Here is an 18,638-nt window from a genome sequence, read left to right as displayed (position 1 = left end):
TCGTCTGTCTCTTTATGCAGAATTCGGAATCCGACACAGCGATAGGCGCGTTTTTTCGCGTATTGTTGTGCGGGATGTTAGCTGAGAGCGTTTAACGTGAATTTACTCACTATGAGTACTGAGCTTGGTTTAATTTTTCTCTTTTCCCTGGCTTTCCTCTTTTTTGCTCGAAAAGCGGCTAAAAAAATTGGTTTAGTTGATAAGCCTAACTCACGTAAACGCCATCATGGCGCGATTCCGTTGGTGGGCGGCATTTCTGTGTTCGCAGGTATCTGCTTTACGTTTGCCATTACCAACTACTATCTGCCCCACGCGCTGCTCTATCTGGGCTGCGCCGGTGTTCTGGTGCTGGTTGGCGCACTGGATGACCGTTTCGATATCAGCGTCAAAATTCGTGCGGTGGTGCAGGCCATTGTCGCGCTGGTGATGATGTTTGGCGCAAAACTCTATCTGCTTAGCCTGGGCTTTATCGTCGGCCCGTTCGAGCTTATCGTGGGGCCCTTCGGTTATGTGCTGACGCTGTTTGCCGTCTGGGCCGCGATCAACGCCTTTAATATGGTGGATGGGATCGACGGTCTGCTGGGCGGACTCTCCTCGGTCACTTTTGCCGCCATGGGGATTATCCTCTACTTCGACGGCCAGACCAGCCTCGCGATGTGGTGTTTTGCGATGATTGCCGCCACGCTGCCCTATATCCTGCTTAACCTCGGCTTCCTTGGCCGTCGCTTCAAAGTTTTTATGGGCGATGCCGGCAGCACCATGATCGGGTTCACCATTATCTGGATTCTGCTGGAAACGACGCAGGGTCTGAGCCATCCCATTACGCCCGTTACCGCACTGTGGCTTATCGCCATTCCCCTGATGGATATGGTGGCGATTATGTATCGTCGCCTGCGTAAAGGCATGAGTCCGTTCTCGGCTGATCGTCAGCACATCCACCATCTGATTATGCGTGCCGGTTTTACCTCACGTCAGGCCTTTGTGCTGATTACCGTTGCGGCGGCCATTCTCGCCGGTATCGGTGTGCTGGGTGAATATCTGGCATTTATCCCGGAGTGGGTGATGCTGCTGCTGTTCCTGGGCGCGTTTATGGTTTACGGCTACTGCCTCAAACATGCGTGGCGCGTGGCGCGACGTGTCCGCCGCATTAAGCGCCGTCTGAGCCATCATCGCGAAGCAAAAAACAAATTACCCTGAAAAGAGCTGATAAAGGATACCTCTGCCATGCCTTCTGACGTTGTGGACAACGAACTGGATATTCGCAGCTTTTGCTGCCGTTTATGGCGTGGCAAGCGCTGGATTATCGGGCTGGCGCTGCTGTTTGCTCTGATCGCCTGGCTGGCCACGCTGCTGCTGAAACAGGTCTGGAGCACCACGGCGATCACCGATCGTCCGACGGTAAACATGCTGGGTTCTTACTATGCGCAGCAGCAATTCCTGACCAATCTGGATGTGCGCAACAACGCCTTAACCCTGGCCGCACCTTCACCTACGGTGATGGATCAGGTTTATCAGGAGTTCACCATGCAACTCGCCTCCTGGGATACGCGTCGTGAGTTCTGGCAGCAAACGGATTATTACAAGAGTCGTAAAACCGGCAATGCACATAATGACGCCGCGCTGCTCGACGATATGATCGGCAATATCCTGTTTACGCCCGCTGACGCGGCACATAACCTGCCCGATAACGTGAAACTCAAAGCGGAAACCGCTGGCGACGCCAACAATCTGCTGCGTCAGTACATCGCCTATGCCAGTGAGCGCGCCGCACGTCATCTGAATGATGAGCTAAAAGGTGCCTGGCGGGCGCGTACCGACCAGTTGCAGGCGCAGGTGAAACGTCAGGAAGATGTGGCTAACGCGGTATTTCAGCGCCAGCAGCATCGGCTGGAGCAGGCGCTGAAGATCGCCAGCCAGCAGGGCATCAATGAGAAACAGACGCGAGAAGCGGGTGAAAATCTGGCAGACAGCGACCTGTTCCTGCTGGGCCAGCCCGTTTTACAGGGACAGCTGGATACGCTGCGCGCTACCGGTCCGGAGTTTGATATCAGCTATGATCAGAACAGAGCTATGCTGACCACGCTGCAGACCGGGCCAAAACTGAACAGCCAGTTCCAGACCTACCGTTATCTGCGTACGCCGGAAGAGCCGGTATCACGTGACAGTCCGCGACGTCTGTTCATGATGATTATGTGGGGTGCCATTGGGGCATTAACAGGCGCGGGAGTGGCGCTGGCACGTCGTCCGCGTCTGATGTCAGACACGCATGAGTGAGAGAAACAGTGTGAAAGTTCTGACGGTATTTGGTACTCGCCCCGAAGCGATCAAAATGGCACCGCTGGTTCAGGCGCTGGCGCAGGATCCCGCTTTCGAATCGCGACTGTGCGTCACCGCACAGCATCGCGAAATGCTCGATCAGGTGCTGCGCCTGTTCAAGCTGCAGCCGGACTATGATCTCAATATTATGCGTCCCGAGCAGGGGCTGACCGAGATCACCTGCCGCATTTTAGAGGGCATGAAAACCGTCCTGCTCGACTTCAAACCGGACATCGTGCTGGTGCATGGTGACACCACCACCACACTGGCGGCGAGCCTGGCGGCATTTTATCATCAGATTCCGGTCGGGCATGTGGAGGCCGGTCTGCGTACCGGCGATCTCGCCTCTCCATGGCCGGAAGAGGGTAACCGTAAACTTACCGGTCATCTTGCCCATCTGCATTTTACCCCCACCTCGCGATCGCGTCAGAATCTGTTGCAGGAAAATCTGCCCGATGCGCGCATTATCGTGACCGGCAATACGGTCATTGATGCGCTGCTGTGGGTTCGCGACAGGGTGCTGGATGACAGCAATCTGAATGCACAACTGGCAGCGCGCTATCCGTTTCTCGACCCGGATAAGAAACTGGTGCTGGTCACCGGACATCGTCGCGAAAGCTTTGGTGGCGGCTTTGAACGTATCTGCAGCGCGCTGGCGCAGATTGCCCGCCAGCATCCCGAGGCGCAGATTGTCTATCCGGTGCACCTTAACCCCAATGTCAGCGAGCCGGTAAACCGGATTCTCAGCGGCATTGAGAATATCATTCTGATTGAACCGCAGGAGTATCTGCCTTTTGTCTGGCTGATGAACCGCGCCTGGCTCATCCTCACTGACTCCGGTGGCATTCAGGAGGAAGCGCCTTCGCTGGGTAAACCGGTGCTGGTGATGCGTGATACCACCGAGCGGCCTGAAGCGGTCGACGCCGGCACCGTCAAACTGGTGGGGACCGATATCGCCCGAATCGTGGCGGAGGTCAGCACCTTGCTGACTGACGACGCTGCCTGGCAGGCGATGAGCCACGCCCATAATCCGTATGGCGATGGCAAAGCCTGTGGTCGTATTTTACAAGCCTTAAAAGATAACCGAGCCGAATTATGAGTTTTGAAACCATCTCCGTGATTGGACTGGGATACATTGGGCTGCCGACGGCAGCCGTTTTTGCCTCAAAGGGAAAAAAAGTGGTCGGCGTGGATATCAACGCGCGCGCCGTTGAAACCATCAATCGTGGCGCGATCCATATCGTGGAACCCGATTTAGATCAGGTGGTGCATGCGGCCGTTACGCGTGGCGATCTGCGCGCCACCACGCAGCCGGAAGCCGCCGACGCTTTTCTTATCGCCGTACCGACCCCTTTTAAAGATGAGCATCAGCCCGATCTGCGCTTTGTGAAAGCCGCGGCGGAGTCGATTGCGCCGGTACTGAAAAAGGGCGACCTGGTGATTCTGGAGTCGACCTCACCGGTGGGCAGCACCGAACAGATGGCCGACTGGCTGGCGGCGGCGCGTCCCGACCTGCGCTTTCCTCAGCACGGTGATACGCCCGATATTTTTGTCGCCTACTGCCCGGAGCGCGTGCTGCCTGGTCAGGTGATGATTGAGCTGATTAACAACGACCGGGTGATTGGCGGCATGACGCCAGCCTGTTCCACCCGCGCCAGCGAGCTTTATCGGCTGTTTTTAAAAGGCGAATGCGTTGAAACCAACGCCCGAACCGCCGAGATGTGTAAGCTGACAGAAAACAGCTTCCGTGACGTGAATATCGCCTTTGCCAATGAGCTGTCGCTGATTTGTGCCGATCAGGGGATTAACGTCTGGGAGCTGATTGCGCTGGCGAATCGCCATCCGCGTGTCAACATTCTGCAGCCAGGTCCAGGCGTCGGCGGTCACTGTATCGCCGTCGATCCCTGGTTCATCGTGGCGCAGAATCCTGAATTAGCCCGCCTGATCCGCACCGCGCGCGAGGTCAATGACGCCAAGCCGCTGTGGGTGCTGGACCAGGTGAAAACCGCGCTGGCGGACTGCCTGACGCAGACCGGCAAGCGCGCCAGCGATATCACCATCGCCTGCTTTGGCCTGGCCTTTAAACCCAATATCGACGACCTGCGCGAAAGTCCGGCGGTGGGTGTGGCACAGAAAATTGCAGAGTGGCACAGCGGCACCACCTGGGTGGTTGAACCCCATATTGAGCAGCTTGCTGACGCACTGGCCGACAAAGCCGTGCTGGTCTCTGCCGGGCAGGCGCTGGAACAGGCCGATATTCTGGTGATGCTGGTCGATCACCGCGCCTTCCGCGCCATTGATGGTGCCAGCGTTCAGCAGAACTGGATTGTCGACACCAAAGGTGTGTGGCGATGAGGCGTTTTCTGATCACGGGCGGTGCCGGTTTTATCGGTTCCGCACTGGTGCGCTTTCTGATTGCAGAAACCGAACATCAGGTGGTGGTGGTCGATAAACTCAGCTACGCCGGAAATCTGGCGTCACTCGCCAGCGTTGCCGACTCGTCCCGCTTTCATTTTGAGCAGGTCGATATCTGCGATCGCCCGGCACTTGATCAGGTGTTTGCCCGTCATCAGCCAGACTGTGTGATGCATCTTGCGGCTGAAAGCCATGTGGATCGTTCAATTGACGGGCCGGTGGCCTTTATCGAGACCAATATTGTCGGGACTTATCAGTTGCTGGAAGCCGCGCGTTTTTACTGGCAAAACCTGGATGACGCGCGCAAAACCGCCTTTCTGTTCCACCATATCTCGACCGATGAAGTCTTTGGCGATCTGCATGACAGCCAGGCTTACTTCACCGAAACCACACCTTATGCGCCAAGCAGTCCTTACGCCGCCAGCAAGGCCAGCAGCGACCATTTAGTGCGGGCCTGGCTGCGAACTTACGGTCTGCCCACGCTGGTCACCAACTGTTCAAATAACTACGGCCCCTGCCATTTCCCGGAGAAGCTGATCCCGCTGACCATCATCAATGCGCTGGCCGGGAAAGCCTTGCCGGTTTACGGCAACGGACAGCAGATTCGTGACTGGCTCTACGTCGAAGATCACGCCCGCGCACTCTATCAGGTGGTCAGCCATGGCAAGCCAGGCGAAACTTATAATATTGGCGGCCATAACGAGCGACGCAATATTGAGGTGGTCGAAACTATCTGCAGCCTGCTTGAAGAGCTGGCTGCAGAGCAGAAACCTGCCGGGCTGGCGCATTACCGCGACCTCATTACCTATGTCACTGACCGCCCCGGTCACGATCAGCGCTATGCCATTGATGCCAGTAAAATCGCGCATGAACTTGGCTGGGTGCCGCAGGAAACCTTTGAAAGCGGCATGCGTAAAACCGTGGCATGGTATCTGACCAATCCCACCTGGTGGCAGGCTATTCTGGATGGCCGCTATCAGGGCGAACGCCTTGGCTTATCGCAATAAACCCGTGTAAGGAGCAGCGATGAAAGGCATCATTTTAGCGGGAGGGTCGGGCACGCGGCTACACCCGATAACCCGTGCAGTATCAAAGCAACTTCTGCCGGTTTACGACAAACCGATGATCTACTATCCGCTCTCCGTGCTGATGCTGGCGGGTATTCGCGACATCCTGTTAATTACCACGCCGGAAGACCGGGCGCAGTTTGAACGTCTGCTGGGCGATGGCAGTGAATTTGGGATACGCCTTAGCTATGCGGTGCAGCCAAGTCCCGATGGGCTGGCGCAGGCCTTTATCATCGGCGAATCCTTTATCGGGGAGGATAATTGCTGCCTGGTTCTGGGTGATAACCTCTATTTTGGCCAGGGCTTCAGCCCCAAGCTCCGGAAAGTTGTTGAACAGAATCGTGGCGCAACGGTTTTTGGCTATCAGGTCATGGACCCGGAACGTTTCGGCGTGGTGGAGTTTGACGATAACTTCAGGGCGATCTCGATTGAAGAGAAGCCACAGCAGCCGAAATCGCGCTGGGCAGTAACCGGGCTCTATTTTTATGACAATCAGGTTATTGAATTCGCGAAACAGGTGAAGCCCTCAGCGCGGGGCGAGCTGGAAATCACGGCCATTAACCAGATGTATCTGGAGCGTGGTGAGCTGACGGTCGAACTGCTGGGACGAGGTTTTGCCTGGCTGGATACCGGCACACACGACAGCCTGGTGGAAGCCAGCATGTTTGTGCAGACGGTGGAAAAACGTCAGGGCTTCAAGATTGCCTGCCTGGAAGAGATTGCCTGGCGTAACAGCTGGCTGAGTGATGACCAGCTGCGGGCCGCGGGTGAAGCGCTGACAAAAACCGGCTACGGCCAATACCTGCTGGATTTATTGCATGCCCGTCCACGTCAATATTAATCCCCTTAGCTGGGAGAGCGCATTCTTCGGTGTTAATACTGTGCGGCTGGAGCCGCAAGGTGACATTCCGCTGGAACAGGCGCTGCTTCATCCCTGTGCGCTGATGCAGATAAAAGTCGCTGCCAGCGAGACGGCACTGATTGATACGCTGCAGCAGCATCAGTTCCGGCTGGCAGAAGGCGAAGCAGATCTGACGCTGGCGCTGAAACAGACGGAACGGCAGACGGGAATTCGCATCGCGCGTGAAGCCCAGATCCCGCTACTGCGCGATGCGGCCTCACAGCTCTTCAGCCAGAGTCGTTTTCGCACGCCCTGGTATGCACCGGACGCCAGTGGACGCTTCTATGCGCAGTGGATTGAAAATGCGGTGCGCGGGGCGTTTGACGATCAGTGTCTGGTGGCAAGCGATACCGCGGGTCAGCTGCAGGGATTTGTTTCGCTGCGCGCGGTGGATGGCGATGCCCGCATTGGCCTGCTGGGCGTACTGCCCGACGCGCAGGGCCAGGGGCTGGGTCAGCGACTGATGCTGGCGGCGGCAGACTGGGCGCGGGTACGACAGCTGGCTCAGCTTCGGGTTGCTACCCAGCTCAGCAATCTCACGGCGATGCGCCTCTATTTACGCAGCGGTGCCCGGCTCGACAGCACCGCGTACTGGTTTTACAGGAAAGGTCATGATTCCATTTAATGCGCCCCCGATTGTGGGCACAGAAATTGAGTATATGCAGTCGGCGATGAACAGCGGCAAGCTGTGCGGCGACGGTGGATTTACCCGTCGCTGTCAGCAGTGGATGGAGCAGCGGTTTGGCAGCAAAAAAGTGCTGCTGACCCCCTCCTGTACCGCTTCGCTGGAGATGGCGGCGCTGTTAATCGATCTGCAGCCCGGCGATGAAGTGATTATGCCGAGCTACACCTTTGTCTCTACCGCCAACGCCTTTGTGCTGCGCGGCGCCCGCATTGTGTTTGTCGATGTGCGCCCGGACACCATGAACATTGATGAAACGCTGATCGAAGCGGCCATCACTGAAAAAACCCGCGCCATTGTGCCGGTGCATTACGCAGGCGTGGCCTGTGAAATGGACACCATTATGGCGCTGGCGGCAAAGCATAAGCTGTTTGTGATTGAAGATGCGGCGCAGGGCGTGATGTCACGCTACAAAGGTCGTGCGCTCGGCACCATCGGTCATATTGGCTGTTTCAGTTTCCACGAAACCAAGAACTACACCGCCGGCGGCGAAGGTGGCGCGACGCTCATTAACGACACCAGCCTGGTCGAGCGCGCCGAGATCGTGCGGGAAAAAGGAACCAATCGCAGCCAGTTCTTCCGGGGTCAGGTCGATAAATACACCTGGCGCGATATGGGATCGAGCTATCTGATGGCCGATCTGCAGGCAGCGTATCTCTGGGCGCAGCTGGAAGCCGCTGAAGGTATCAACCAGCAGCGGTTACGCATCTGGCAGCGTTATTACGATGCGCTGCAGCCGCTGGCGGCTCAGGGACGCATCAGTCTGCCGGTGATCCCCGCCAGCTGTGAACACAATGCGCACATGTTCTATATCAAACTGCGCGATCAGGACGATCGTCAGGCGCTGATAAACTGGATGAAAGAAGCCGAGATACTGACGGTGTTTCACTATATTCCGCTGCACAGTTCGCCTGCCGGTGAGCGGTTCTCGCAGTTTGTCGGCGACGATCGCTTTACCACGCGGGAAAGTGAACGCCTGCTGCGCCTGCCGCTGTTTTATAACCTGTCGGATAATAATCAGAGCACGGTTATCAGCTCACTGCTGAGCTTCTTTTCCTGATGTCATTAGCCAGAGCCTCAGTGTGGACCGCATCGTCCACGCTGGTAAAAATTGTGGCCGGCCTGCTGGTCGTCAAACTGCTGGCGGTCAGCTTCGGACCCGAGGGTGTCGGCCAGGCGGGGAACTTCCGTCAGTTAATCACCGTGCTGGGCGTGCTGGCGGGCGCAGGCATCTTTAATGGCGTTACCACCTATGTGGCGCAGTATCAGCAGAAGCCCGAACAGTTGCGGGCGATGGTGGGCACGGCATCAACTATGGTGCTGGGCTTTTCCGGTGTGCTGGCGCTGCTGTTTCTGCTGGCGGCGGCACCCATCAGCATCGCGCTGTTTGGTCACGACCGCTATCAGGGCGTTATCCGCGTGGTGGCCTTTCTTCAGCTCGGCATCGCCTGGGCCAACTTTACCCTGGCGCTGCTGAAGGGCTATCGCGACGCGCGCGGTAATGCGCTGGCGCTGATTCTTGGCAGCCTGATTGGTGTGGCGGGCTATCTGCTCTGCTGGTGGCTGGGCGGCTATCAGGGCGCGCTGACGGGTCTGGCGCTGGTGCCGGCTTTGCTGCTGTTGCCTGCACTCCTGATGCTGAAACACCGTGCGCCGCTGCCGCTTAGCTGGCTGCGTCCGCAATGGCATCCTGAGCTGGCCCGTAATCTGGCAAAATATACGCTGATGGCGCTGATCACTGCCGTGACCCTGCCGGTCGCCTGGGTGTTGATGCGTAATCTGCTGGCGGAGCAGCAGGGCTGGGCACAGGTCGGATTGTGGCAGGGCGTTACCAGCATTTCCGATGCCTATCTGCAGTTTATTACCGCGACGTTTAGCGTCTGGCTGCTGCCGACGCTGGCGCGGCTGGATAACAAACGCGACATCGCGCGCGAGATTGGCCGTGCACTGCGCTTTGTCCTGCCCGCCGTGGCGGTTGCCAGCCTGGGTGTCTGGGTACTGCGCGATTTCGCCATCAGCCTGCTGTTCTCTGAAGCTTTTCGCGGGATGCGCGATCTCTTTGTCTGGCAGCTGTGCGGTGATGTTTTTAAGGTCGGCGCCTATGTTTTCGGATATCTGGTTATCGCCAAAGCCTCGCTGCGCTTTTATGTTCTGACTGAGATCAGCCAGTTCCTGTTGCTGACCCTGTTCTCACGCTGGTTGATCCCGTTACATGGCGCGACAGGTGCGGCGCAGGCCTATATGTTTAGCTATATGGCTTACTTTGCCCTCTGTTGTGGCGCTTTTATTGTTTACTGCCGGAAAAAATGACTTTAATTCACGTTTTGGGATCGGACATTCCCCACCACAATCTTACGGTGCTGCGCTTTTTCAACGACGTACTCAGCGTTGAGCAGCCAGCGGCTGCACCACGCCATTTTATGGTGGTGACGCAGCAGCCTGAGAGTCTGACGCCGTTCACTGCGTTGCAGATCGAGTGCTTTACCAGTAAGAAAGCGCTGGCGCAGGCGGTAGTGCAGCGGGCCAGAAATCGTCAGCAGCATTTTTTCTGCCATGGACAGTTTAATCCGTGGATCTGGCTGGCGTTGCTCAGCGGTAAGCTGCGTCGTTCACAGCTGTTCTGGCACGTCTGGGGCGCCGATCTTTATGAAGATTCGCGCAGCCTGAAGTTCCGCCTGTTCTATCTGGTTCGCCGGATAGCGCAGGGGCGGGTTGCACAGATTTTTGCGACCCGGGGCGACCTGCATCACTACCAGCAGCGCCATCGGCGCGTACCCGGTTCACTGCTCTATTTTCCCACCAGAATGCCCGCCGCAGCCGTTGAATCTGTCCCGTCGCAACCTTTTACGCTGTTGCTGGGTAACTCGGGCGATCCGAGTAACCGACATATCGAAGGCTTAAAAGCGATTCACGCGCAGTTTGGCGAGCAGGTGCGTATCGAGGTCCCGTTGGGCTATCCGCCAGGCAATGAGGCTTACATCAGCCAGATTCAGGCCGCTGCCGATGCGCTGTTCCCGAACGGGCAGGTGAATCTGATGCGTGAAAACCTGGCCTTCGATGATTACTTAGCCCTGCTGGCGCGCTGCCATGTCGGCTATTTTATGTTTGAACGTCAGCAAGGGGTTGGAACACTCTGCCTGCTGATCCAGGCCAACGTGCCGTTTGTCCTGACCCGCAAAAATCCATTCTGGCGTGATGTGGCAGAGCAGCAGCTTCCGGTATTGTTCAGTGAAGATATGCTGTCGCCTGCGGTGATCGCCGAGGCACGTCGTCAGCTGATGAGCTGTAATAAACAGGCTATCGCCTTTTTTGCGCCGGGTTATCTGGCGGGCTGGCGAGCCGCGTTACAGCTTAGCGAAGGGGAGTTGTCATGAGTCTTATGCAGTTTGGCGGCCTGCTGGTGGTCTATCTGCTGTCGCTGGTTTTTATTCTGACCCTGACCTGGCGGGAGTTTAAGCGCGTCCGTTTTAACTTTCATCTGTTCTTCACGCTGCTGTTCTTACTGACCTTTTATTTCGGCTTCCCGCTGACCTCCGTGCTGGTGTTTCGCTTTAATGTCGAAGTGGTGCCGGTTGAGAACCTGCTGGAGGCGCTGCTGTCGGCCACGGCCTTTTACGCCATTTATTACGTCAGCTATAAAGTGCGACTGAAACCCGCCAGCGCGTCTCCGGCGAAGCCCTGGCTGCAGATGAATCGCGTCGAAACCCATCTGACCTGCGTGATCCTGGCGCTGGTGGCGCTGGGTACGGTGACGGTGTTCTTCATTCATAACGGTTTTCTGCTGTTCCGCCTGACCGCCTATAACCAGATTTTCTCCAGTGAAGTGTCGGGTGTAGCGCTTAAGCGCTTCTTCTATTTCTTTATTCCGGCGATGCTGATCCCCTACTTTTTGAGCCCGACGCGCCGCAACTGGCTGCTGTTCCTGGTGGTGACCGTTGCCTTTGGTTTACTGACCTACGCGCTGGTGGGCGGTACCCGAGCCAATATTATTATTGCGTTTGCCCTGTTCCTGTTTATCGGGATTACCCGTGGCTGGATCACTTTGTGGATGCTGGCAACGGCGGGCGTGCTGGCGATTGCAGGAATGTTCTGGCTGGCACTGCGCCGCTATAACCTCGACGTTATGGGCGATGAAGCGTTCTATACCTTTCTGTATCTGACGCGTGATACCTTCTCGCCGTGGGAGAATCTCGCCTTGCTGCTGGATAATTACGCCAGAATTGAGTTTCAGGGGCTGGCACCGCTGTGGCGTGATTTCTACGTTTTCATTCCGACCTGGCTCTGGCCGGATCGGCCGCTGGCAGTGTTAAACAGTGCTAACTACTTCACCTGGGAAGTGCTGAACAACCATTCTGGCCTGGCGATCTCACCCACGCTGATAGGGTCGCTGGTGGTGATGGGCGGCGTCTGGGCGATTCCGATTGGTGCGGTCGCGGTAGGGATGATTATAAAAGCCTTTGATGCGATCTATCAGCGTGGCTGCCTTGAGACCAACCGTTACACCGGCGCTATCCTGCAAAGCTTCTGTTTTGGTGCGGTCTTTAACATGATCGTGCTGGCACGCGAAGGCCTTGATGCGTTCGGTTCACGCGTGGTGTTTTTCTGCATCATTTTTGCTGCCTGTCTGGGCATGGCTAAATTACTTTTCTGGTTACTGGATCGCGCAGGTTTGATTCGCGACCGCAGCGGGCGGGTGTTGCACAGCCCGCTCTGAGTAACCTCTGGGATTGACGGAAGATATGACAAAGTTAACTGAGACGCCGCAGTACCGGATTCGCGGCGTTGAGTTGTATGGCTTCGAAAACATGCCGTCGGCGGTGAATTTTTTGATGCCCCCGCAGAGCGTACGTAGCGGTATTTTAGTGGCGATTAATGCGGAGAAGATCCTGACCGCTGAGCGGGATGAGGGATTACGCACGCTGTTAGCGCAGGCGGAGTATGCGTACGCCGATGGCATCAGCATTGTGCGCTCGATTCGTAAAAAGTATCCACACGCGTCGGTGCAGCGCATTGCAGGTGCTGATTTATGGGAAGCGCTGATGGAACGCGCCGGGCGAGAAGGGACGCCTGTATTTCTTATCGGCGGTCGTCAGCAGGTGCTGGATGAAACCTGCGAAAAGCTACGTCGTCAGTGGAATGTGAATATTGTCGGGGCGCAGGATGGCTATTTTGCGCCAGCCGATCAGGATGCGCTGTTTGCACGGATTGCAGCCAGCGGCGCGAAGCTGGTGACTGTAGCGCTGGGGTCGCCACGTCAGGAGCTATTGATGCTGGCGTGCCGTGCGCACTGGCCTGATGCGCTCTATATGGGCGTTGGTGGAACGTACGATGTTTTCACCGGCCATGTGAAGCGAGCGCCTGAGATCTGGCAGCGGTTGGGGCTGGAGTGGCTCTATCGTCTGATTCGGCAGCCTGGCCGCCTGCGCCGGCAATTAAAACTGCTTAAATATTTGCGCTATCACTGGCGTGGCGATCTCTGATATTGCTGATAAATGCCGCATTTTTACGCGTCGTGAGAGAGGAAATGCACTATTTGTCGACAAAATGCACAAAGCGTAATCAAACGCGTCTTTTTATTTAAAAAGCACTAGACACGATGGGCGCTTATCTCTAGTATGCACATCCGCAACGGCGCTACGCGCCCGTAGCTCAGCTGGATAGAGCGCTGCCCTCCGGAGGCAGAGGTCTCAGGTTCGAATCCTGTCGGGCGCGCCATATCGTTTGTGCGCATGAGCTTCGGTGGTTGATTTACCGCGGTTGGCAGTAGAGATTTAAATGCTGCAGGTTTTTAACTTGTGACATTAAGTATTGTGGTGGCTATAGCTCAGTTGGTAGAGCCCTGGATTGTGATTCCAGTTGTCGTGGGTTCGAGTCCCATTAGCCACCCCAGATTTTGCTGGGAAACGCGAAGGTGGCGGAATTGGTAGACGCGCTAGCTTCAGGTGTTAGTGTCTTAACGGACGTGAGGGTTCAAGTCCCTCCCTTCGCACCAGGCAAAACAGTTAAAAAAATCGGCGAGTAGCGCAGCTTGGTAGCGCAACTGGTTTGGGACCAGTGGGTCGGAGGTTCGAATCCTCTCTCGCCGACCATTTTAGAAACCTGTCTGTAAAGACAGGTTTTTTTTCGTCTGCAGAAAAGAGGATGAGAACCTCCGAAGGAGGTTTAGGTGAGTACAGCTAAATAAGTTTGCTGTAAATCCGAGCCTGCGAAGGGAACATGGTCAGATCGGAAAGTCGCTTAAGCCATCCATGGCCGCTCGGCCCACACGATTACGCACCTCATCCCTGAGGTGCGCCCGTAAACGGGCCAACACTTTGCGTTGTTCAAAAACGCTCCCGGCGTTTTGTCCCTGGCGTGGGACGCTTTCCTCTTCTGACCATGCTCCCTGCGCGTTGAGCTTATGCGCTGTCGTCAGATGCATCCGGGTTTAGATCTGTCATTTGTCTGAAGCGTCCTTGTAAGTATCAGATGCGTCTGCCATACGTGAAGCGAAGGGAGCATACGCCTGTAGCAAAGCATCGCGGGCCAGGGACGGCCCGCGCTGAGTCTGCCATGGATGGCGTCTTTTGCGTCTTTGCGAAAGGCGTATGCTCCCTGAAGCCCGCACAGCAGTGAGAGCGGGCTGCTTGTTAGCTAATCCTTTGATGCCAGCTCACCCTCGATTTCGCCAGTTGTCAGATAAAGTTGCTTAAACAGTAGCAACAGCGTCGTGAATTGCCGACAAATAAGTCATTGTTATTGTTGAGTTCACAGAGAGATTGACCTTGCTGTCTCCATTCAGAGACAGAGAAAATGCCAGCTGTCGCTGGATACCGACATTTCCCGACAGGCCTGTTGAATGAAGCTTTGAGCTAATTTTTTAACCTGCTGATTTATCGTGATTTTAAAAATAATCATAAACCTGGCATGGCTTGTGCAATACTTCTGCTGTAGATGCTCATTCCACCTCTTATGTCTGCTGATGCTACATAAACCTGGGAATGACGCAGAGCCAATTTTAGGTACCTGTTGTCTGCCTGCCTGTATCGCGAAAGCCTTACAGGGTTAACAGACACCACGTTGAGTCAGGTACCTCCCGGTTGTCTTACCGACCTGATCTTACACCTGCCAGTGGCAGGTGTTTTTTTTGCCTGCGAAAGCGTGCTGGCAGATTGCGGGCACAAAAAAGCCGGGCAAGCCCGGCTTTCTCAGGTATGAAAAGAGGATCAGGCGTTGGGATTGTTCTTCAGTGTGAGTAACAACCCTTCACGACGCATCTTCGCCGCTTCTTCCGGGCGACGCAGACGATCGTAAACATCCGCCAGCCATGCATAATCAAACGCGTCAGGACGCTGTGCCAGCGCCTGCTGCAGTGCCTCAGCAGCCTGCTGCCATTCACCATGCCGCATCAGCAACTGCCCCAGCGTACTGTGCAGCAGCGGTGTTGCGCCGTGTTGTTTGATTTGCTGGCGTAGAACTTTCTCCAGCGCTTCCGGATTACCGCTTTTGATGCGAGGCATCAGCAGTACCAGACGATCGTCATAATGACGCTTGAGGCCCTCCAGCACGATCGATTGCGCGGTGTCGTGATCGTTGCATTCAATCAGATGATCCGCCATGGCCACCTGCAGCGTCGTTTCCTGACGAGTTTTGCGGCTCAGATCGTTCCACCAGCGCTTCAGCCCATCGCTGCCCTGGTCGGCCATCGCCTGATTCATCAGACCCAGCCAGGCCTGCTGCTGTAACGCATCGCGATGCAGCTCATCGCCAACCTGCGCCTTCTGCATGGCGGGCAGAATATCCAGCAATGCACTCCAGGCACCAGTACGGACATACGCCTGTTCGGCCAGGCGCAGCACTTCAGGATGACGCGGTGCCACTTCCAGCAGACGGTCAATGCTATGACGTGCAGCATGATCTTCGTTACGTGCCAGCTGAATACGTGCGCGGGCAATTTCTACCGGAATAGTGTTGCTCTCCGACAGCTCTGCAGCACGTTCAAGATGCTGATTAGCACGGATTTCATCACCACGCTGTTGCGCAGCTTCTGCTGCCAGCAGGTAGTTCGCCACCGGCACATCAGCGTGATCGGCATCTTTAGAAAGCAGTTTTTCCACCTGACGGTGATCGCCTTCTGCCAGCTTCATCAGCGCCGACTGAGTATGACGCTGGGCGCGACGGCGTTTACGTCCGGTAAACCAGCCACGGGTACGCGCGCCGGTGTGCAGCACGCGGCGCAGCAGCCATTCCACGGCCAGAATCACCAGCAGGCTGAGGATGAGGATAATGACCAGGCCGGTGACGCTGGTTTCGATATTCCAGTTATCGGTCTGAATCAGCACGTAGCCCTGATGACCGGCAATCATCGGTCCCAGCACTACGCCAGCAATCAGCAGGATAAAGAGGATAAATACCTTAAGCATGTTTAGCCTCCCTGCTGATTAGCAGCGGCAGACGGTTGCGCTAACAGGTTCCGAACGCGGGTCTGCATCAGCTGTTCCAGCAACGGCTGACTTTCCAGGTTATCCGGCAGATCCATATTGATGTTCTGCTGGCTCAGCTCATCCAGCTGGGCAAGGAAGGCTTTGGTAGCGGCATCATTGGTGTCGTACCAGGCGCGAACCCACGCGGATACGGTGTCGATAGATTGTTTATAAATCTCATCCTGATGACGCGGTACCGCCTGAGCAGCAATCAGCAGACGCGAGCGGATATTCTCACGCAGGTAAACATCCTGATTAGGGGCCAGCAGTGGCTGTGCGGTGTTATCGCGGCGGCGGATGGTAATAAAATCATCCATAAAGTTATGCCAGCTTTTCACCAGATTCTGACGCCATTCGCGCACGGAACCTGACAGTTCACCGCCATCGCTGTCCATCGGCGCATCATCGCTGTCGTTATCGGCCAGACGCAGATTATCAACGTTGTTCGACAGCTGGTTCAGTTTGAGGATCACGCCGTCATAATCGACCTGCGTAACAGAAGAGAGGTTACTGATATCCTGGGTCAGCGCACGACGCACATTCATGACGCTGGGATCGTTCATGTCTGCCAGGCTGGCATCGGCGCTTTTCAGCAGAGCAGCGGCGGTGGTGACATCCTGGTCGCTCCAGAGTTTGCGACCAGCCAGTTTCACCAGATAGTCCGCCTGTGCCAGCAACCAGCTGCGCACGTCGTTGCCAGAAATCACGGCCACTTTTTCACGCAGGGTTTCCAGCTCTTTTGCTGACGCGTTCTGCTGTGTCTGGGCTGTCTGCAACGCGGTTTCGGCGCCGCTCAGTTGCTGAGTCAGCTGCTGTTTGTCGCTGCTGGCCTGCTGTTGCAACGCGCTTAATTGTTCGCTCAGCTTCTGATTGGTTTGTGCCTGTAAATCAGCCTGATGTTTCCCGTTAAGGTATAAACCCGCACCAATCGCCAGCGCAATGACAATCGCAACTGCACCCAGCACCATGCCACCATTTTTCGCATTACGCGATGGTGTGCTGTTGCTGGAAGGAGAGCGGTCGACCGCTGGGGTGGTTTCTTCAACCATGGCGGAGGAGTCTTTTTGTTCCGTCATATGTGGCACATCCCATTGTTAAAGTTCAGCGTAACGCGCGCAGCAGCGCATCGTTATCGGCACCATCGGCTACCTGAATATCCTGCCAACCCAATCCTGCGGCCAGGGTAGCCAAACGTTCACTGACGACAACCAGTCGGCAGTTGAGCAGCCATTCCTCGCGATCAACTGCGGGGAACAGCGAAAAAAGCTGTTGTAACATTTCACCGCTGGTCACCACCAGCACGGAGACACCGCGATCGCGCCAGCGGCGTCCTTCAACGGGTCCATCATAATACTTCTGGCAGCGCTGATAACAGGCTGCAAACGACACCTCAGCACCTCGCCGGGTTAACGTCTGTGCCAGCAACTCGCGTCCGGGATCGCCACGCAGGATCAGTGCACGTTTACCGGCAACCTGCTGAAGGGTATTCAGCTGGATCAGTTCTTCACTGGTTTCATGTGCATGAGGCCAGGTCACCTGCTGTCCGCTGGCGGTATGAAACGCCAGTGCGGTGCTGCGACCAATTGCATAATAGTCCAGCTCAGCGGGCCATGCTGTGACGGTGTGTTGTGCGTAATGTATAACCTGCTGAGAAAGGATAAAAACCAGGTCGCCAGGGCGAAGTGCGGCGAGCTTTTGTGGCAGAGAGGTGAGATCAGCGCCCGGCGCAAATTCGATCAGCGGCAGGCTCCACGCCTGTTTGCCAAGGGCATGCAGGCGTGACACCAGCTCTGCCGCTGCGGGTTCCGGACGCGTCACCAGAATGGTCATGCCGGCGGCTGCCCCTGGTAAACTTCCTGCAGGATTTCACGCGCGCCGCCATTGAGCAGTTCATCGGCCAGTGAAATGCCCATCTGTTCAGCCTGAGCACGGGGACCACGGCGTTCGCCGCTGACCATGACCCGGCCATCCGGTGCGCCGACCATGCCGCGCAGCCAGAGGTCATCGCCTTCCAGCACCGCGAAACTGCCGATTGGCACCTGGCAGCCACCCTCTAAACGGGTATTCATGGCGCGCTCCGCTCGGACACAGACTTCGGTGTCATCGTGATTCAGCGCCTGCAACAGGCCAATTAAGGTGGTGTCGTCCAGACGGCATTCAATGCCGACCGCACCCTGACCCACGGCGGGCAGGGAAACTTCGGCAGGCATCGCCTGACGAATGCGATCTTCCAGTCCCAGGCGTTTCAGCCCGGCGACAGCAAGAATAATCGCGTCATACTCTCCGGCATCGAGCTTGCCGAGGCGGGTGCCGACATTGCCTCGCAGCGAGCGGATCACCAGATCCGGACGGCGCGCACTAATCTGGCACTGACGGCGCAGGCTGGACGTGCCGACAATGGCACCCTGTGGCAGCGCGTCAATAGAGTCATAATGATGAGAAACGAACGCATCGCGCGGATCGTCGCGCTCGCAGATGGTTACCAGGCCCAGACCTTCCGGGAAATTGACCGGCACATCCTTCATCGAGTGCACCGCCATATCGGCACGGCCATCCTGCATCGCCAGCTCAAGCTCTTTGACAAACAGCCCTTTGCCACCCACTTTTGCCAGCGGCGTATCAAGGATAATGTCACCTTTCGTGACCATAGGCACCAGCTCAACGCGCAGTCCCGGATGGGCACTCATGAGTCGTTGCTGTACATAATGTGCCTGCCATAATGCGAGCGGGCTTTGTCTTGTAGCAATTCTGAAAATTTTGTCTAACATGCTGTTAACCATTTTTATCGTTCACTG

Annotated in this window: 16 protein-coding genes and 4 tRNA genes; 16 read left to right on the top strand and 4 right to left on the bottom strand. The window is 56.2% G+C overall.

The window, feature by feature from the left end:
- The first annotated feature begins 111 nt into the window (after positions 1-111).
- The 16 genes from wecA (at position 112) to ACR8BN_RS18430 (ending at position 13,470) form a co-directional block, all read left to right on the top strand.
- Positions 112-1,197: a UDP-N-acetylglucosamine--undecaprenyl-phosphate N-acetylglucosaminephosphotransferase gene (gene wecA, locus ACR8BN_RS18505; protein ID WP_022624853.1), complete on the top strand. Its 1,086-nt coding sequence runs from the start codon at positions 112-114 to the stop codon at positions 1,195-1,197.
- A gap of 27 nt (positions 1,198-1,224) precedes the next feature.
- Positions 1,225-2,274, top strand: a complete 1,050-nt coding sequence (wzzE, locus tag ACR8BN_RS18500; RefSeq protein ID WP_031590308.1) for an ECA polysaccharide chain length modulation protein — start codon at positions 1,225-1,227, stop codon at positions 2,272-2,274.
- Positions 2,275-2,284: 10 nt separating this feature from the next.
- Positions 2,285-3,415 (top strand): non-hydrolyzing UDP-N-acetylglucosamine 2-epimerase, encoded by a 1,131-nt coding sequence (gene wecB, locus ACR8BN_RS18495; RefSeq protein WP_033759719.1) that lies wholly within the window; start codon positions 2,285-2,287, stop codon positions 3,413-3,415.
- Positions 3,412-4,671, top strand: coding sequence for a UDP-N-acetyl-D-mannosamine dehydrogenase (gene wecC, locus ACR8BN_RS18490; protein WP_434747208.1), 1,260 nt, complete (start codon positions 3,412-3,414; stop codon positions 4,669-4,671). Before wecB ends, wecC begins: the two co-directional genes overlap by 4 nt.
- A complete protein-coding gene (gene rffG, locus ACR8BN_RS18485) occupies positions 4,668-5,738 on the top strand; it encodes a dTDP-glucose 4,6-dehydratase (protein ID WP_134161688.1) in 1,071 nt (356 codons plus the stop codon). Before wecC ends, rffG begins: the two co-directional genes overlap by 4 nt.
- Before the next feature lie 19 nt (positions 5,739-5,757).
- On the top strand, positions 5,758-6,639 hold the full coding sequence (gene rfbA / locus ACR8BN_RS18480; RefSeq protein WP_031590304.1) for a glucose-1-phosphate thymidylyltransferase RfbA: 882 nt from the start codon (positions 5,758-5,760) through the stop codon (positions 6,637-6,639).
- Positions 6,617-7,324 (top strand): dTDP-4-amino-4,6-dideoxy-D-galactose acyltransferase, encoded by a 708-nt coding sequence (gene rffC / locus ACR8BN_RS18475; RefSeq protein ID WP_143790259.1) that lies wholly within the window; start codon positions 6,617-6,619, stop codon positions 7,322-7,324. The genes rfbA and rffC overlap by 23 nt, the downstream gene beginning before the upstream one ends.
- Positions 7,311-8,441, top strand: coding sequence for a dTDP-4-amino-4,6-dideoxygalactose transaminase (gene rffA / locus ACR8BN_RS18470; protein WP_143790260.1), 1,131 nt, complete (start codon positions 7,311-7,313; stop codon positions 8,439-8,441). Before rffC ends, rffA begins: the two co-directional genes overlap by 14 nt.
- On the top strand, positions 8,441-9,691 hold the full coding sequence (wzxE, locus tag ACR8BN_RS18465) for a lipid III flippase WzxE (RefSeq protein WP_191939453.1): 1,251 nt from the start codon (positions 8,441-8,443) through the stop codon (positions 9,689-9,691). The genes rffA and wzxE overlap by 1 nt, the downstream gene beginning before the upstream one ends.
- Positions 9,688-10,755 (top strand): TDP-N-acetylfucosamine:lipid II N-acetylfucosaminyltransferase, encoded by a 1,068-nt coding sequence (locus ACR8BN_RS18460; protein WP_191939454.1) that lies wholly within the window; start codon positions 9,688-9,690, stop codon positions 10,753-10,755. The genes wzxE and ACR8BN_RS18460 overlap by 4 nt, the downstream gene beginning before the upstream one ends.
- A complete protein-coding gene (wzyE, locus tag ACR8BN_RS18455; RefSeq protein ID WP_039390475.1) occupies positions 10,752-12,095 on the top strand; it encodes an ECA oligosaccharide polymerase in 1,344 nt (447 codons plus the stop codon). The genes ACR8BN_RS18460 and wzyE overlap by 4 nt, the downstream gene beginning before the upstream one ends.
- A 25-nt stretch (positions 12,096-12,120) precedes the next feature.
- The gene (gene wecG / locus ACR8BN_RS18450; protein ID WP_115388032.1) at positions 12,121-12,861 is read left to right on the top strand and encodes a lipopolysaccharide N-acetylmannosaminouronosyltransferase; all 741 of its coding nucleotides are present in this window, start codon (positions 12,121-12,123) and stop codon (positions 12,859-12,861) included.
- A gap of 158 nt (positions 12,862-13,019) precedes the next feature.
- Positions 13,020-13,096, top strand: a tRNA-Arg gene (locus tag ACR8BN_RS18445).
- Positions 13,097-13,194: 98 nt separating this feature from the next.
- A tRNA-His gene (locus ACR8BN_RS18440) sits at positions 13,195-13,270 on the top strand.
- Positions 13,271-13,286: 16 nt separating this feature from the next.
- A tRNA-Leu gene (locus tag ACR8BN_RS18435) sits at positions 13,287-13,373 on the top strand.
- Between the two features lie 20 nt (positions 13,374-13,393).
- Positions 13,394-13,470 (top strand) — tRNA-Pro (locus ACR8BN_RS18430).
- Between the two features lie 1,116 nt (positions 13,471-14,586).
- Here ACR8BN_RS18430 and hemY read toward each other — a convergent pair.
- From hemY to hemC, 4 genes are read right to left on the bottom strand one after another with little or no spacing between them, the layout of a single operon-like run.
- Positions 14,587-15,783, bottom strand: coding sequence for a protoheme IX biogenesis protein HemY (hemY, locus tag ACR8BN_RS18425; RefSeq protein WP_010257339.1), 1,197 nt, complete (start codon positions 15,781-15,783; stop codon positions 14,587-14,589).
- A 2-nt stretch (positions 15,784-15,785) separates the two neighbouring features.
- The gene (hemX, locus tag ACR8BN_RS18420) at positions 15,786-16,919 is read right to left on the bottom strand and encodes a uroporphyrinogen-III C-methyltransferase (RefSeq protein WP_434747207.1); all 1,134 of its coding nucleotides are present in this window, start codon (positions 16,917-16,919) and stop codon (positions 15,786-15,788) included.
- A 25-nt stretch (positions 16,920-16,944) separates the two neighbouring features.
- Positions 16,945-17,673, bottom strand: coding sequence for a uroporphyrinogen-III synthase (hemD, locus tag ACR8BN_RS18415; protein ID WP_010671672.1), 729 nt, complete (start codon positions 17,671-17,673; stop codon positions 16,945-16,947).
- The gene (gene hemC, locus ACR8BN_RS18410; RefSeq protein ID WP_031292611.1) at positions 17,670-18,611 is read right to left on the bottom strand and encodes a hydroxymethylbilane synthase; all 942 of its coding nucleotides are present in this window, start codon (positions 18,609-18,611) and stop codon (positions 17,670-17,672) included. Before hemC ends, hemD begins: the two co-directional genes overlap by 4 nt.
- Positions 18,612-18,638 lie beyond the last annotated feature (27 nt).

Origin of the sequence: Pantoea sp. Lu_F5_004 (genome assembly GCF_051136245.1) — a bacterium.
Lineage (GTDB): Bacteria > Pseudomonadota > Gammaproteobacteria > Enterobacterales > Enterobacteriaceae > Pantoea > Pantoea agglomerans.
The sequence above is the reverse complement of the archived record's forward strand: the minus strand, read 5'-3'. Positions and strand labels throughout refer to the sequence as shown.

Coding starts and splice junctions, on each gene's coding strand:
- wecA (WP_022624853.1), top strand. CDS start 112: ATGAGTACTGAGCTTGGTTTAATTTTTCTCTTTTCCCTGGCTTTCCTC.
- wzzE (WP_031590308.1), top strand. CDS start 1,225: ATGCCTTCTGACGTTGTGGACAACGAACTGGATATTCGCAGCTTTTGC.
- wecC (WP_434747208.1), top strand. CDS start 3,412: ATGAGTTTTGAAACCATCTCCGTGATTGGACTGGGATACATTGGGCTG.
- rffG (WP_134161688.1), top strand. CDS start 4,668: ATGAGGCGTTTTCTGATCACGGGCGGTGCCGGTTTTATCGGTTCCGCA.
- rfbA (WP_031590304.1), top strand. CDS start 5,758: ATGAAAGGCATCATTTTAGCGGGAGGGTCGGGCACGCGGCTACACCCG.
- rffC (WP_143790259.1), top strand. CDS start 6,617: ATGCCCGTCCACGTCAATATTAATCCCCTTAGCTGGGAGAGCGCATTC.
- rffA (WP_143790260.1), top strand. CDS start 7,311: ATGATTCCATTTAATGCGCCCCCGATTGTGGGCACAGAAATTGAGTAT.
- wzxE (WP_191939453.1), top strand. CDS start 8,441: ATGTCATTAGCCAGAGCCTCAGTGTGGACCGCATCGTCCACGCTGGTA.
- ACR8BN_RS18460 (WP_191939454.1), top strand. CDS start 9,688: ATGACTTTAATTCACGTTTTGGGATCGGACATTCCCCACCACAATCTT.
- wzyE (WP_039390475.1), top strand. CDS start 10,752: ATGAGTCTTATGCAGTTTGGCGGCCTGCTGGTGGTCTATCTGCTGTCG.
- wecG (WP_115388032.1), top strand. CDS start 12,121: ATGACAAAGTTAACTGAGACGCCGCAGTACCGGATTCGCGGCGTTGAG.
- hemY (WP_010257339.1), bottom strand. CDS start 15,783: ATGCTTAAGGTATTTATCCTCTTTATCCTGCTGATTGCTGGCGTAGTG.
- hemX (WP_434747207.1), bottom strand. CDS start 16,919: ATGACGGAACAAAAAGACTCCTCCGCCATGGTTGAAGAAACCACCCCA.
- hemD (WP_010671672.1), bottom strand. CDS start 17,673: ATGACCATTCTGGTGACGCGTCCGGAACCCGCAGCGGCAGAGCTGGTG.
- hemC (WP_031292611.1), bottom strand. CDS start 18,611: ATGTTAGACAAAATTTTCAGAATTGCTACAAGACAAAGCCCGCTCGCA.